The following is a 15,819-nucleotide window of genomic DNA, read 5'->3' as shown; positions in this document are numbered from 1 at the left end:
GTTTATCATCAATTTTTATTTTTACCAAGTTCTTTTAACCCTTTACCAGGATGTAGCTCCTTCTTTTAATTGTTCTTCTAATTTTTCCAGTTCCTTTTTTCTTTGAACTTCCCTTTTACCCGCTATTGATCTGCAGGATTTCAGAAAACCACCTACATCAAAAGAGACTATAAAAAACTTGTGTGAAATATACTTCTACTATATAAGGGATATGCTTTGTGGTTTGATTACATCCTATGTTTCAAAATGCGATTAACCGCAAGGGTTACTGTCCACTTCTTCTTTTGCCTCATCTATGGCTTGGTTGATTGCGTCTTGATTTGCCGTAGGAACACAATCGACTATATTCCGTAATGCTTCCAGGTAATCATAAGCTGTCGATTCAACAAGGGTACAATTCGACTCAGTAGGGTCCTGACTATAAGCATTTATAGCATTATAATATGCGGTGAATTCGTTTTCGACCCATTCGGTCCATGTTCCGGCTTGGCAATCAAAGGATGATGCGTCGTCATCGGTGTCGTCGCTGCCACAGCTTATAGTGATTAAAAATGCTATTGCCAGACAACAGGTTCTGAATATTTGTTTACTTGTTAATTTGTCGATAAATACATGGATACTCATTCGATTGATTTTTAAGGTTGTTATTTTCATCTGTTACTTTGTTTTCTCCGAACCAATCCTATAAAAAAGAACGGAGATATACGGGTAAAAACTTTTCCATATTCAATTGTTTACGGTGATCTTTACGTGTTTAACCCCTCCTTCTTTTTCAAATGTGCTTTGAACGCTGAAATCAAACTCGGAGACATTGACTTTCTTGGGTGTTTGCTTTAAAGCCACATAGGTAAAACTCTTGTTGTGTGTTTTCGATTCTTATATCCTAAACTTTACGCCACCAGCAACTACCAATTGGCCTTCATCAATGATTACATATTTTACTTCAGCGAACGGGGTAATGCTCCCTCCTATATTAAAATTGGCACCACCGCCCAGGTTAAGTCCAAAACGCCCATCACTGGCCGAAAAGTCTCCCAAAAAACCAAGATCGTTGTCATCGTAGCTTACCTTAACGCTGGAATAATTTAGTCCTGCAATTGCGTAAACACCAATTGTTTCTTCATCCAAAAAATAATAATTGGCATTGGCATTGAATTCAAACCAGTTGATTTTCACACCGGATTCGTCTTTAGGTAGATAATAAATAAACGAAGGCGAAATGGTCAATTTGTCAATAATTGGAAATTCCGCATTGGCACCTATACCTATATTTTCAATTTCGGTGCCGTAGGCAAGAAATACACCCAATTTGTTGTCGGTTTGGGCATTTACAGTGAAAGAAAATGTAAAGTACAATAAAGCTGTTGTAATAATGAGATTGATTTTTTTCATGATTTAGAATTAATGTTAAGAGTAAAAATATTTATTCGTGAAACGTGTGTTAATTTGTCATTTAAAGGATTGGATTATTCATATCAATTTTTAAAAATAAAGTTGAAGGATTGCGCTTGAGGCAAGGTTACCGAGCAGCGTTCATAAGTATAGATCATCGAGGCGCCATCTGGATTTGTGATTTCGGCCAACCTGTTTTGAGTGTCAAATAAAACAGTAGATCCTGCTCCTTCACCCTTGGTGAGGGTGAACTTTGAGCAACCTCCATCGCCCCGGCAATCTACTTTTTCTTCGGTGATATTTTCGGCTCCCCTAAAAACATCCGGGTGGTACACAAACACCCATTCTACCATTGGATAGCGATTGGGATACACGTGGAGTTCGTAACCATTGTAAATTATGGGTTCACTGGGCCATTCTACATTAAGGTCGCCGAGCATGTCCTCATTGCCCATACTAAACATTTTTACGATGTTCTTGCCCATGTTTTTCACTTCATCAAAAGGGATTTTGTAATAGTTGCCCTTTTCGCCAGAATAGATATAGCCATCTTTGTCCCAATACACAGGATCTGGGTTTTTACCTTTACTATGGTATTCCATGCGCATGGCCATGGTATCGAAGTCCAGAAAGGAAATAATTTTGTCCTTTTTATGCTCCATCACCATTTTTACGTCCGTATCAAAGCTGAACTCGTTTGGAGTAATTTTTTTACTTCTGTTGTTGGCACTTTCATTATTGCTAGATCTATGAAGATCACTTATTTTCACATCCTGTCCGTCTCCATCGTCTTCATCACCTTCATCATCAATTATGAGTCCATTGCCATTGGTATCTATGCCATTATTGGGAGTACTGTCCGGGTCTGTTGTGCTACATTTGATCAGTTCGGCAGTGGTCATAAGATCGGTATCGTCCAAAACAATTACCATTACAGTCATAACCGCTCGCTTCCATGCATCGAGCGTGCCGACATTCCATAATTTGGTGGTTTGGTCGTAGTTGCCATGGGTCACTGAAACATTTGTGATGCTATAACTACTGGGAAAAACTACTTTGGAAACAATGTCGTTGGATGTTGCAGGGCCTTTATTGTTGACTGCAATGATGAAAGTTACAGCACCCCCAAGTTCAGTAACCATAGGCTGGACACTATTTTGTACATGAAGGTCTGCTTCTTCATAGTTAGGCAATACCGTACTGGTAGTTTCTGTTGTTGTACAGTTTGCTTGGGCCATATTAAGGGTGCTGAGCAGCAAAAGTGTTACTATGAAGTGTTTTGTTATTATGAGAGTTTTCATTTTTTTAGTTTAATGATCATCAATTGTTCTCCATTCCTTTTTTCAATAGGTCTTGCCCAAACATTTTTTTTTCAACGGCGGCCGGTACTTGTACTTCAACATTTTCGTAGAAGTATTCGATTTTTCCCTTGCCCGATTCAAAATAGGGGTCATTTTTTATGACAATGTTTATTTCAATCAATCTGTTTTGATTGTCGAACAAGATGTAGCTGCCCTCATGGCCACTCTCAACTACACTGAATTTGGTGCAATCCATACTGCCTCTACAAGCTATTTGTGATTCTTTATATCTGTCAGCAATCATTTCATCCCTAAAATGTTCAGGTCGGATTACAAATGGAAAGTCTACGTGCATGAACGGATAAACAGCAAGTCCTTGTTTTTCCATGGCCTCCATCCCTTCAAAAATGCTGCCTTCGGGTAATTTATAGGCACTGGCCATCATACTGGGCGCCATCATGCTCATACCGGGCATTGCAAATAGGGACGTTTTGGTATACCTTTGCTCCCTTGGGTTATAACTGATAAAGAAACCCTCACTATCAGTATAGGATGTAAGTGGAGCCCCCGTTACTTGATCAACATAGTCCGAGCGCATTGCAACAGCATCGGCATCAAAATAGCTTACCATATTTGATTCTTTTTGTTTATCGTATGAGGTTACCCTAACATCCGAAGTGTACCATGCCCATTTGGCATCGGTATTTTTTTTCAAGGATGGATTTTCAAACTCGGTTCCAGTCGGTATTTGTTTTTCCTTTTTGTCAAGGTCTTTTTCGGTTTCCCCAATGTTCTTGGAGTTATCTTTCTTGTCTTTCCCTCCTTTTGCAATGGAATCTATGGTATTGTTCGTGGTTTTGGACACTTCTTTATCCGTTCTATTTAAAACGGTTCGTTCAACTGCATTTTCAGCCACTTTTTTAAGCTTTTTAAAAAACTGGGCTTGTGTAGGCATCGCCAAACACAATGCCAATAGTGTGGCTATAATTATTTTTGTTTTCATAGTGTTTAACTTTTTATGGGTTATAAAATAAATTTGTGAGGTTGGTCAGTGCTTTATTATTTCAATGGATTTTATCACTTTTTCTTTTTCCAAAATATTAAGCGAATATGTTCCTTTTTTAAGATGGTCTATACTCATATAAATATTATTGTTTGTTAGAGGTTTTTGTGGTATTGTATCCATAATTGTTTTCATTATTTCATTCTAGCCAAAAATGTCCTTTTAGTTACTTTGGAGTAAAAGTAGAAGGGCTTGCACTAGATGGATACCATACATTCGCCAAAAGATGCAACAAAATGGACAACCCCAAAAAAACATAACGTTTTAAGGGGGTTCAAAGAATTACAATCAAAATTTTATAGGAAGTAAAACGAGAAAAAATTATGTTTTTATAGAAAATTCGTTGGGGGTACACCCATAAGTTTCTTTAAAACACTTAATAAAATAAGAAGGTGTATTAAAACCTACTTGGTAAGCAATTTCAGATACCGTAGCATCGGATTTTTTTAACAGATTGGATGCTAATTTTATACGTTCATTTCTAACAAATTCCGTAGGGGTCATTCCAATAATGGCTTTTAGTTTACGGTGCAGTTGTCGCTCGCTCATTTGCATTAACCTACTAAATGACTCGTTGTTAAATTCGGTATCGGTAATATGTTCGTCCATCACATTTATTAGTTGTTCCAAAAACTTAGTTTCGGTGTTGGTAATAGCCAAATCGGGATTGATGTTTAACGAACTTTTATAATGATTGGCCAAACGTTTTTGGACATCAATGAGGTTTTTTGTCCTTATTTTTAGCTTTTCAGGATTAAAAGGCTTGGTAATATAATCATCAGCCCCGGTCTTAAAACCTTGTATCTCATTTTCTTCACCAACTTTGGCTGTCAATAAAATTACCGGAATGTGGCTGGTAAGTGCATTTTGTTTTATTTCATCGCATAGCTCAAACCCATTTTTAATGGGCATCATCACATCACTAATAATTAAATCGGGAAGATGTCTTACAGCCATATCCACACCCTCTTTACCATTTTCAGCTTCTAGAATTTTATATTCACCTTCAAAATTTGAAACAATAAATGCTCGCATATCCAAAGTGTCATCAACTATTAACAATTGTGGCAGATTTATACTCCTCGTATCAATTAAAACCTCTTTTCCAACTTTATCGGCTTTAAATTGGTCTATATTCTTTTGATTTGTCTGCACATTGTCATTACCTGTAGAGCTTTCAATAAACTCTGTTTGTTTTACAGGAATAAACAATGTAAACTGTATTTTGGAATCCTCCAACGTATGGGCCGAGATAGTACCTTGAGCCAGTTCTACCAATTCCTTAACCAAGGCCAATCCAATGCCAACACCTTCCGAAGCTTCATTGTCTTGGTAAAATCGTTGAAAAAGTTTTGATAGGTTTTTGCCGTTCATTTGTCGGGTTTCATTTTCCACAATCAAAATAAAAGCACCTTCTTGTTCATTGGCATGGACCAATACATCACTATTTTCAGGGGCATATTTAATGGCGTTTGAGAGTAGATTAGAAATGGTTTTTTCCATCATATCCCTATCAAACCAACAATCTTTCAAATCGAGTATTGTGCTTTGTATGGTTATTTTCCTACCGCGTGCCTTATATTGAAAAGCTTCCACAAGTTGTGCCAATAAAGCGTTTAAATTACCACGGGATAGATTGAGCGTTCTTTGGCCAGAATCTAAAATTGAAATATCCATCATCTGGTTGATGAGTTCAACCAATCTATCTGTATGTTTTTTAACCAGACCAAGCTCTCTTCTGTCCCTTTCTGTTAGATTTTCCTTCTTTAGTTGGTTTTCAACCGGACCGGCAATGAGTGAAAGTGGCGTACGGAACTCGTGGGAAATATTTGCATATAGATTTGTCTTAAGCTCATCTAATTTTTTGAGACGCTCAGTTTCCTCATGTTCCAAGCGCAATTGGTTTTTTACATCTAAGCGCCATTTTAAATAATAAAATAAGAGATAAGCCAGCAATGCGAACAAAAGCACATAAATTGCCATGGCAAGGTTAGTCGTATACCAAGGTTTTAAAATGGTAAATGAATAGGTTGTAGGCGCCTCGTTCCAGACACCATCATAATTGCTTGATAATACCTGAAATTCATAGTTATTGGGGGGTAAATTGGTATAATGCGCTACATTATTGTTGCTAGCATCAATCCAATGTGAATCGTTGTTAACAAGACGGTATTTATATTGGTTCAGCTCTGGTTGTGAAAATTGTAGAGATGCAAATGTAAACGACACCGTATTTTGGTTGTGCTGTAACTTTAATTCACTTGTCAAAGGATGTTCTTTGTTGAAAACCTCCATTTTTGTAATGGCCGTTTTGGGGCGAGCTGGATTTTTTTTAAGTTGTTTTGAGTTAAACCAGTTGAGTCCTTTTATCCCCCCAAAATATAGAATGCCATTTGCAGCATTATGATAAGCTCCGGCATTAAATTCGTAGGATTGCAATCCAAAGTAATTGCTATAGTTTTCAATATCTGAAATAGTATCGTTTTCTATGCTGAGCTTGGTGATTCCCTTGTTAGAACTCAACCATAAATTTCCACTGGAATCTGGTAAAATTCCGTAAATAATATCATTTGGCAGCCCCTCTTTTTTGGTATACGTTGTAACTGTGCCATCTTCAATGTGGTATGATTTTAACCCTTTGCCGTTTGTTCCGATCCAAAGCGTGGAATTATCATAGTACAATGAAAAAATCCTATCAGGTATAGCATCAATCTTAGAGAATTTATCTTCTTTAATATCAAGCTGGTACAACCCATCAAATTCTGTACCTACCCAAAGGGTATTTAAATTTCCTTGCTCAATCGTATTTATATCCTGCTCAATAGTACTGATATAATAATTTGAAGCTAAGCTTGAATTTTCAGAAGTGAATTGTTTGACAATACCTTTATTTCTATCAAACCGCAGTAAACCATGGTTGGTGCAAAGCCAAATATTTCCAACCGTGTCTTTAAAAATCTTTAAAACAGTGAATAGTGACGTTTCTTTAAAGGAAGTCATTTTGCCATTGGCATCCATTATTTGAAGTCCATGGTTTAGATGCCCTATCCATAAGCTTCCTTTATCAAAAAACAAACTTACAATCCTATCTCCTAAAAGGTTGGAATTTAAAGTTGTATAGGTGAAATATTCTTCCCGATATGGGTTTATTCTGGTTAACCCCTTGCCATCGGTGCCAACCCATATGGTGTTTTTACCATCTGTGGTTATTGCCCTTATAGCATCAATATTGACGCTTTGTGGCACCTGATCATTAGTCAATACGTTGAACTTTGTCAAATACGCATCATAATAGCACACACCAGCCCCTTGAGTTCCCATCCAAATGGTTCCAGTACTATCTTCATGCAAAAAAAACAATGAATCGGAAGGCAGCGCATTAGGATCCTTTTTATTGCTGGTAAAATTCTGTACGGTTTTTAAATTGAAATCCACAAGGTAAATACCGTGCCTTTCAGTTGTAATCCAGAGCCGGTCTTCTTTATCAAACAATAGATCCTTAACAATTAAATCCTGGGGTAAAGGTTGATTTGCAAAACCTCTGAATGCCTCAAAACCAGTATCATTTGGAGTTTTAAAAAAAAGTCCTTTTTCATAACTCCCAAGAAATACAGTGCCTGTTTTAGACTTCGCGAATCGACTAAATATGGTTTCAGGTGCAAGTTCTATAAACCTATAATTCTCACCCTTAATCTCAATGATACCGTCATCTGTGGTAGCAAAAATGGAATTGTTGTCTGTTTCCACAAAACTGCAAACCGCAAAATGTTTGTCTTTTGGTTTTAAAATTTGAACCGTATCCTTGGTTTGATGGTCAATTTTGAAAAGCCCTTCACCATAAGTACCAATATAGTAGTTATGATCAGTATCCTGAGCGATAGTTATTACCTGTTCAAATTTTGAAACTTCATGGAAACTATCTGTTTTTTGTTGATAGCGATTTAATTTGCCAGAATTAGCCACCACCCATATTATACCAGATCTATCAACGAATAATTCGCCAGATATATACTTTACTTCTCGCTTTGCATGACTAGAGGGAACATTGTAATGTTTAAATTCTCGACCATCGTATTTATTAAGACCATCTTCAGTATTGAACCAAATAAAACCGAGACTATCCTGGGCTATGCTCATTACACTATTCTGTGACAAGCCATCCTCAACAGTCAATTGCTTAAAAGCTACTTGTTTATTGAGCTGTGAAAAAGCTGTCTGGAAAAAAATCCATGTAAATAATAATGTTATTTCAAATTTCAAATTTACAAAAGTATAAACACATAAGATTGTACTAAAAAGACGGATATTTCCGATTGGCTTTCCAATACTATATGGACTTGTCAATAAGAATTCATATCGAATTAAACTTATGTTTTTTGATTTAAATTACAAATTTCTTAATGCTCTCCCAAAACTTCCTTTCTTATCAGGTTTTATTTTGGAAAAGCAAATAACAATTGTAAGCCTATATTAAGTGAAAAAGCAAACTAATAATTCGTAGTATAGAAATATTGGAAAGTATTGGTTAAAATGATATTCTACCCTTTATCATAACAACTAAATATGATAAAATAATGAACATCCTTTTAAAAAAATTAGAATCACTAACAATCAATGGCTTTAATCACCATGTCAGGATTTAAATAATCCTACAAAAACCCATATTGCAAGTAAAGTTTCGATTTATTTTACACAAAAAGTAATTTTCTTTCACAAATAACTTTTTGTCTGTTCGGGATGACAGAAAACTGTAGCATTTAGACATTATAATACATCAATCATTTATAAAAAAAACATTGCCAGTCGATCTTTAAGTGCAAAATGAATTGATTTATAAATGAGCTACTCTTCATTCTATTTTTGAAAATTCAAGATAACTTATCTGTACGTCGATTAAGTACTAATTTGATGAAAATACGCTAAACTTATAAAATCAAGACAACCCAACACGAGCCTTTTTTGGCAATAAAAACGGCAACTTCCATATAAGGGTTTTACTATAGCAAGGAGCAACCTTCTAATTAAATCGGAATTAAAGAATATCACATTTTAGGTATGCTTTTAAAGGGTGATTTGCAACAAATGTTCTAATTAACGCATCAAAAATACAGATATGATTTTCTTGTAGGGAGTAATTTTACGAGACTAAAAAAATAAAACCATGAATATTAAAATTGCTTATTCCAATACTTGGAAAAAAGTATTAATCATCCTTTTTGTTTTTACAAAAACAGTAGATGTTTTTGCGCAAAAAACCAATTCTACTTTAGAAAAGAGTATTGAGTCTAAAATCGATAGTATTATACCATTACTAACGCTGAAAGAAAAAGTAGATATGTGTCACGCACAATCTAAATTCAGCACTAAAGGAGTAGGGAGGCTAGGGATACCGGAATTGTGGATGTCAGATGGTCCTCACGGTGTAAGGGCCGAAATTAGTTGGGACTCATGGGACTATGCCGGATGGACAAATGACTCAATCACCGCTTTCCCTGCATTAACTTGTTTAGCCGCAACTTTTAATCCAAAACTATCGGGAGATTATGGTTATAACCTAGGGGAAGAAGCGAGATATAGAGAAAAAGACATTCTACTCGGACCTGGAGTCAATATTTACAGAACCCCACTAAACGGAAGAAATTTCGAATACATGGGTGAAGATCCATTTTTGGCTTCAAAAATGGTTGTTCCATATATTAAGGGTGTTCAGAAAAATAATGTTGCCGCTTGTGCAAAACATTTTGCATTGAACAATCAAGAACATTGGAGAAATACTGTCAATGTAGAAGTTGGTGATAGGGCACTATACGAAATTTATCTTCCCGCCTTTAAAGCAGCTGTACAAGAAGCCGGTGTTTGGGCAGTAATGGGGGCGTACAATAAATTTAGAGGGCAATACGCTACACATAACGAATTACTTACCAAAAAGATTTTGAAGGGTGACTGGGATTATGATGGAGTGGTGATCAGTGATTGGAGTTCTACGCACGATACTATGGAAGCTGCAATGAATGGATTAGACCTTGAAATGGGGACAGGAACAGATGGCTTAGGCACCAACTCATTGAATCATTATGACAATTATTATTTGGCATCACCTTTTTTAAAAGCATTAAAATCAGGAGAAATTGATGAAACTGTTCTTAACGACAAAGTAAGGCGTATTTTGAGATTAATGTTTCGAACCACTTTAAAATCCAATAGAGGTTTTGGAAAAATCAATAATAAAGAACATCACGCCGTAGCCAGAAAAGTTGCTCAAGAGGGAATCGTTTTGTTAAAAAATGAAAATAGTTTTTTCCCTATTGAGGACAAAGAAGGCATAACCATTGCCGTAATTGGTGAAAATGCAACCCGATCCATGACAGCTGGTGGAGGGTCTTCTGAATTAAAACCTCAATTTGAAATCTCCCCGTTGGAAGGCTTAAAAGCTCGTTATGAAAATGTAAATATTGTACATTCTATGGGGTATGCAACCGGGCCATCGGTCTATGATGCCGTAATCCCTTCCAAACTTAATGCGGATTCCCTTAGGATTGAGGCCGTAAAGATTGCTAAAAATGCCGATATCGTTTTATTTTTTGGCGGATTGAACAAAAGCCACCTTCAAGATTGTGAAGGTGCCGATAGAACGCAGTTCAACTTACCATTTGGCCAAGACGAATTACTCAATGATATATTAGAGGTAAACAAAAATGTTGGTTACATTTTAATGTCCGGAAATGCGGTTGAAATACCTTGGTTAAGAAATATAGATGGTCTTATACAAACATGGTACTTAGGCAGTATGGCCGGCTACGGCATTGCAGATATCATTAGCGGAGATGTAAACCCTTCTGGAAAACTACCGTTCACTTTCCCTGCCAAACTAGAGGATAATGCCGCTCACTCCTTTGGGGTATCATCGTATCCCGGGATAGATCAGGAACAAAACTATAAGGAAGGTATTTTAGTCGGTTACAGGTGGCACGACACTAAGAAAATTACACCTCTTTATGCCTTCGGTTACGGCCTTTCATATACTAGTTTTAACATCAACAATGTAAAAACGGATAAAAAAACATACCTCCCCAACGATAAAATCAAAGTAACCTGCCAAGTAACAAATAGCGGTAATCTTGATGGTGCCGAAGTTGTCCAAGTATACGTAGGCAAACCAAAATCCAAAGTAAAAAGAGCTTTAAAAGAGCTTAAAGGATTTGAAAAAATCAATTTAAAAAAAGGGACATCTAAGACTGTAGAAGTTAGTATAGACGCTTCCGATCTTGCTTTCTATGACGAATCTATTTCTGACTGGAATCTAGAAAAAGGGGATTACGTGGTTTATGTGGGTAACGCCTCCAATAACATTATTAAAACCATAAAAATAAACATAAAGTAATTACAAATAAACACTAGAAAGTACTGCTTAAAAAGCAATAAACCATTACTATACGTTGTAGTTTTAATATCCCGGGTTGATCATTAACCTGGGATTTTTTATTCTTTGACTTTAAAAGCCGTTCTTTTTTGAATCCAGGAAATAATCAGACAATTTAAAAATTATACAGTCCCACTTTTTTTAATCGCTTTTTTCTCTAAAAACAAAGAATCCCAATACTCCAATCTATTTTTCACCCTTGTAATTCAGTATTGGGCTAAAGTAAATGTTCTACACATTTTTTTCGTGAATGGGAAAACAAGGTTGATTTTTTTCTAAAAAGTGATTTAAGTAATGCAAACACGTTGTGTAATGGAAATAATCCCAAAAACCTACAACCCGCGTTATCATGTATAGAAAATGTAAACCAGTACAAGAACGTAGTGTTTTAGGTATAATTCATTTAAACCGACATAACTAATGCTTTAAAAAACCATGACGCATAAAAAATCGCCTGAAAATTTCTTTTCAGACGATTCTCCAAAACTAACAAAACTTATTCTAACCCCTCTAAAAATCCTGTATGAGCGCTTTTAATCTCAAATTTATCATTATATAATAACGGCCAGTCATTTCCCGGATGATTAAGATCGGTACTATAAGGTATCCAAGATTCATTATCTTTAAAACCCCACACTGTCAAAGCATATTTATTTGCCTCAGGAAGCGCGTTATATATTTTAACTATTTCTTTATACTTTTCCTTTTGAGCCAATGCCCTTTCCGCTGTTAGGTAAGTGATATCATTATTTTGGTTCACTTGAATATCCAACTCGGAAATATGTACTTTCAAGCCTAAGGCAACAGCTCTATTAATGTCTGTCTCTATTTGTTCTTTAGTAGGACTTAAATACGTATTATGCATCTGAAAACCAACACCATCAATAAGATTACTTGTCTTTAAATCATCTACGATGTTGAACATTTTATCCTGTTTGGGTATATTGGTTGATGTGGCATAATCATTATAGAACAATAACAAGTCGGTATCACCGGCTGCAATTGCAGCATCTCTCGCCCATTGGTAGCAATCTTTAATGTAATCAGGACCCATTTTTTGGAGAAAAATAGTATTCCTCATATTACCATTGTCATCAACGGCCTCATTTACTACATCCCAAGAACTTACTTTTCCTGCATAACGGGTAACCACGTCGGTGATGTATTTTTTTACTTCCAATGCGAACTCAGCATCTGTACCCGAAAAATTAGATAACCAATCGGGGACGGCATTATGCCACACTAAAGCATGACCATGAACATTTATTCCGTTGTCATTTCCGTAATTAACTATTTTATCGGCAGCGTCCCAATTATAAGACCCACTCCCTGTGGAAATAGGGTTCATTTTCATTTCATACTCAGCCGTAATGCTGCTAAATTCATTTTTGAGCACCACATCATAAGCACTCCCCTCCGTTAATTGATTCGATTTAACCGCTACACCAACAAAAAAAGGATTTTCCAAAGCATTTGCTTTAACCTTAAGAAAAGTAGGGTCTTCAGATTCTTCAGGGGCGACCCCTGTTGTTGTAACTGTTATAACATTTGAATTATTGGTGATTTCCGTGCCTTTTTTTGCCCGTACCCTGTAAAAATAGGTTATACCAGGTGAAAGCCCAGTAATTTCAGCTGTACTTCCACTCTTTTCCAGAGCATTATACCCCGTAATGAAAGTTGAAAAACTGTTAGATGTTGAAACATCGATCAAATAGCTTTCCGCTTCAGGTACCAAAACCCAATTTGCATCAAAAGATGTATTGCCAATATTACTTGCATTAGAGGCAAACGGGGTTGCTAAAACGACTCCCGGTTCAGGAGAAGGGTTATCTTCATCTTTACTGCAACTCAACAGTAATACAAACGCCATAAAAATGGCGACTCCAAGTATCTTTGTGTTATTCATAATCATTTTTTATTTAAAAAAAGGTTACTATTTTTTATTTAGTAACCTTTTATTCTACTCTATAAATTGGTTTACTCTTCTACCCTGAATTTAATGTCATCAAATTTCACACTTGAAACAGTACCATTATTAGGTAAAGAGACCTTAACCTGTAATACACCGGACGGATCGATTTTTTCTGTATCCGTGGCAGCATTACCAGGGTTATAACCAGATCCAAATTGATCTAATCTAGCTGTAACTTCTTGCCACCCACTTGTTTCAAGGGTAAAATTATACGCCCAAGTATCTAGAATTACATCAAAAGACGTACCTGCAACGGCATTTACCATCATTTTGAAGGTGGCTTTAGATGCGTCAGTAGCGGAACTGGGTAAAAATGCGCCAGCCTCATTATTTTGGCAACCATTATACCCATTTGCTGTTGCTCCATTATAATCATATTGGGCACAATTACCGGTTTCACCTTCAGCGGTCAGAGACAAATCACCTGCATCACCATAAAATCCCCAAGTACTAGTGTACAAACCATTACCATCAAAATCTTCAAACAAGTAATCTACAAATCCAAAATTGATATCAACGAATGTAGTGTTTCCGATACCAGGACCCGGCTCCACGATTGCAGTACTTCCCGCATCGGTCGTAATAACAACATGTTGCCCTTTGGTTGCATCAGTAGGCACTATAAAGTACATTTCTTGATCCGAAACCAAATTATACTCTATGGGTTCCCCTCCGAAAGTCACTGATTGAATACCTATAAACCAACTTCCTTTTATAGTTACCTTTTCGCCAAGTTTAGGATTGGGTATACTTAAGTTCCCAAAAACAGGTGTAGGTTGTATAATGTTAATTTGAGAATCAATTTCCCCATTTGCCGTGATGAACTTTATTGGTTGAACCCCAAAATTATATGGGTTTTCAAAATCATAATTAGGTATATTGAAAAAAATCGCATTATCAGAATTTAAATTCGGATTAAAAGACACCTCCAATGTATTGTCCAGAATAATTTTTTCCAAACCAGTTAAATTTGTTCCTTCAATCTTAAGCAACTCACCAGGTGTACCTGATGCATTTGGGCTTGACTGTGAAGAAAAAGTAGCTATTGTCGGCATTTCGACCTCATCTTCTGAACATGAAAATAACGTAAGGGCAAAAACTGCCGAAACTAAATATATTTTTATCAAATTTTTCATAATTGTAGTTTAAAAATTAAAAGGAACCGGTTCAGCTGTCAAATTCTCATTGATACTTATGGCACCGGATGGTAGCGGCATAGTGAAGAAATCATCTGTTGGTGTTATTTTAATGGAAACCAACTCGGTTCTGGCATCGTCACCGTAGAAACCTCTTTCTTGGGCCGCAATTTCTGCCAATGCATCCGCTCTATTTCTACGTTGTAGATCAAAATAATATTGCCCTTCCAACAAAAATTCTATTCTTCTTTCTTTAAATAAACTCGCTTGGGTTATAGTACTTACCGAACTTAAACCTGCACGTGAACGCACCCTATTAAAAGCAGATAGCGCTTCACTGTCAGAGGTAGATGCATTGGCCCCTAATTTGGCTTCGGCCATCATCAATAGAACATCTGCATATCTTAACATATTAGTGTTTTGATCTGTTCGCATAAAACAAACATTATATCCATCATCTGCCGAACCCACAATATATTTTCTAAAGTTCAATGCTGTCTGTGAAGGAAGTTTGTTGAACGTATAACCGCCTTTTTTGCTTAATAGTTCAGGATATACATCGCCTTCTATCATTATGGATGGTTTTCTTCTCTTATCTCCATCTTCATACAATCCTGGCAAATCAATGGTAGGCATATAAGACCCCCATCCATCTCCACCTCCGGTTATACCGGAACCCGATGGTACTATAAAGGCTTGTTCGGTATTTTGAGTGCCCCATTCATTACAATTTACCGTCCATTGTAAAGAGAATAAACTCTCGATGCTATTGTTATAGTTTGGGTTGTTGAACAAATTTCCGTAATCTTCAAGCAAATCGAACTTGCCACTTTGAATGACCCCTCTACATAAATCTGCAGCCTCATCATATTTTTTTAAATTTAATTTCACTTTTGCCAACATACCCATGGCAGAGTATTTCCCAATTCTTCCCGTTTTTGGTTCGGTCGTCAATTTTTCTGCGGCATCTGCCAAATCCATCTCGATGAATTTATAAACATCGGACTCTAAATTCCTCTTGGAATTTATCCCATCGGAGTTTTCGTCAAAAATCGGAACGGGGCCCCAAATTCTGACTAAATAATAATAGGCGGTGGCCCTCATGAACTTAGACACCCCAATACCTTGGTCATAAGCATCCTCGGGGATATTATCTTTATCCCTGATCAAATCCTGCATTAAGGAATTAGATTGGTTCACTACTGAAAACAACGCTGTCCAATTACTATTAAGAACGGCATTATCATTCAATACTGATGCTTCTGCGAATGGTCTGAATTCACCATCGTTGGCCCATACATTGCCTGCATAGGTGTCTCCTTGGGTTATCATACCCTTAAAATTATAATCAAACCATCCTTTTGTATATAGGCCGTTTTGAATTCCTTCATATGGGGAAGCTCCCGGAGGTAAACAGTCTACGCATAATGAATTCTCAGATCTAAGCTCGGTAAAGTCATCTGAACATGATACCATGACAAGAATCACGGTCAATAGCATCAATGCCTTTTTTATTTGTTTTTTCATAATAATCA

9 protein-coding genes are annotated in these 15,819 nt (G+C 36.5%); 1 reads left to right on the top strand and 8 read right to left on the bottom strand.

Annotated features, from left to right (window positions below; translation table 11 throughout):
* Positions 1-252: 252 nt before the first annotated feature.
* The 5 genes from R3X28_RS05880 to R3X28_RS05860 form a co-directional block, all read right to left on the bottom strand.
* The gene (locus R3X28_RS05880) at positions 253-624 is read right to left on the bottom strand and encodes a hypothetical protein (protein ID WP_154369830.1); all 372 of its coding nucleotides are present in this window, start codon (positions 622-624) and stop codon (positions 253-255) included.
* Positions 625-876: 252 nt separating this feature from the next.
* Positions 877-1,392 (bottom strand): outer membrane protein, encoded by a 516-nt coding sequence (locus R3X28_RS05875; protein WP_317663241.1) that lies wholly within the window; start codon positions 1,390-1,392, stop codon positions 877-879.
* A gap of 83 nt (positions 1,393-1,475) precedes the next feature.
* On the bottom strand, positions 1,476-2,693 hold the full coding sequence (locus R3X28_RS05870) for a DUF11 domain-containing protein (RefSeq protein ID WP_317663239.1): 1,218 nt from the start codon (positions 2,691-2,693) through the stop codon (positions 1,476-1,478).
* 19 nt (positions 2,694-2,712) lie between these two features.
* Positions 2,713-3,696 carry a hypothetical protein gene (locus R3X28_RS05865; RefSeq protein WP_317663237.1) on the bottom strand — a complete coding sequence of 328 codons (984 nt, stop codon included), beginning with the start codon at positions 3,694-3,696 and terminating at the stop codon, positions 2,713-2,715.
* A 381-nt stretch (positions 3,697-4,077) separates the two neighbouring features.
* The gene (locus R3X28_RS05860; protein WP_317663235.1) at positions 4,078-8,016 is read right to left on the bottom strand and encodes a two-component regulator propeller domain-containing protein; all 3,939 of its coding nucleotides are present in this window, start codon (positions 8,014-8,016) and stop codon (positions 4,078-4,080) included.
* A gap of 901 nt (positions 8,017-8,917) precedes the next feature.
* Between R3X28_RS05860 and R3X28_RS05855 the strand changes: the two genes are divergently transcribed.
* The gene (locus R3X28_RS05855; protein ID WP_317663233.1) at positions 8,918-11,137 is read left to right on the top strand and encodes a beta-glucosidase family protein; all 2,220 of its coding nucleotides are present in this window, start codon (positions 8,918-8,920) and stop codon (positions 11,135-11,137) included.
* A gap of 535 nt (positions 11,138-11,672) precedes the next feature.
* Here the strand turns inward: R3X28_RS05855 and R3X28_RS05850 are convergent.
* The 3 genes from R3X28_RS05850 to R3X28_RS05840 all read right to left on the bottom strand — a co-directional run bounded on the left by R3X28_RS05850 (position 11,673) and on the right by R3X28_RS05840 (position 15,811).
* Entirely contained in the window at positions 11,673-13,082 is a 1,410-nt protein-coding gene (locus R3X28_RS05850; RefSeq protein WP_317663231.1) for an endo-1,4-beta-xylanase, read from the bottom strand.
* Positions 13,083-13,153: 71 nt separating this feature from the next.
* Positions 13,154-14,284 carry an IPT/TIG domain-containing protein gene (locus R3X28_RS05845; RefSeq protein ID WP_317663229.1) on the bottom strand — a complete coding sequence of 377 codons (1,131 nt, stop codon included), beginning with the start codon at positions 14,282-14,284 and terminating at the stop codon, positions 13,154-13,156.
* Between the two features lie 9 nt (positions 14,285-14,293).
* Positions 14,294-15,811: a RagB/SusD family nutrient uptake outer membrane protein gene (locus tag R3X28_RS05840; RefSeq protein WP_154369844.1), complete on the bottom strand. Its 1,518-nt coding sequence runs from the start codon at positions 15,809-15,811 to the stop codon at positions 14,294-14,296.
* Positions 15,812-15,819: the final 8 nt, after the last annotated feature.

The organism is Maribacter sp. TH_r10 (genome assembly GCF_033101095.1).
Lineage (GTDB): Bacteria > Bacteroidota > Bacteroidia > Flavobacteriales > Flavobacteriaceae > Maribacter_A > Maribacter_A luteus.
Note: the sequence above shows the minus strand (reverse complement) of the source record. Positions and strands in the feature narration are given on the sequence as shown.